The organism is Pseudomonas sp. AM4(2022) (genome assembly GCF_036346515.1).
GTDB classification, from domain to species: Bacteria; Pseudomonadota; Gammaproteobacteria; order Pseudomonadales; family Pseudomonadaceae; genus Aquipseudomonas; species Aquipseudomonas paracarnis.
In genome coordinates this window covers 1-520 of the sequence record NZ_JAOTNW010000070.1, presented here as the reverse complement: position 1 = coordinate 520, position 520 = coordinate 1, and the positions used below count along the sequence as shown (strand labels likewise).

Annotated in this window: 1 pseudogene; it reads right to left on the bottom strand. The window is 57.1% G+C overall.

Annotated elements, in window-relative coordinates:
* Positions 1–520, bottom strand: a pseudogene (locus ODQ19_RS27995) (type IV secretion protein Rhs); the annotation flags it as partial.

The following is a 520-nucleotide window of genomic DNA, read 5'->3' as shown; positions in this document are numbered from 1 at the left end:
AGGTTGTAGCTGAATTCTCGTGTGGCGCCGCCTGGCAAGACGAGGCGAATCAACCTACCGACGCTGTCCCATTCATAGACTGTCTGCGCGCCGTGTGCATCCTCACGGGCAACCTGCCGCCCTAGATCGTCATAGCGATAACGCTTGATCCCGCCATTGGGCAATTGCTCCTCAAGCAACTGTCCACGCTCATTCCATACCAACCGATGGCAGCTGTGATCCGGGTACCAAACCTCGGTCAGTTGCCCGTGTTTGTTGTAGCTGTAATCGGTAACCTCGCCGTCAGGATCGGTCCTACGCGTAACATCGCCTTGCTCATTACGCTCGTATTTCCAGACCGCCTCCCCACGCCTTATAACCCGAACAAAACCGTTGTCATGTTCGTAGGAGGTCGGCTCATCATCCCCGGGAAACAGCGCCACCAAGCGTCCGGCGTCGTCGTACTGATAGGCCGTTACCGCGCCCAGCGGATCCTGTTCGACGGTCAGTCGGCCCTTGGCATCGTAGGATTTGAAATGCT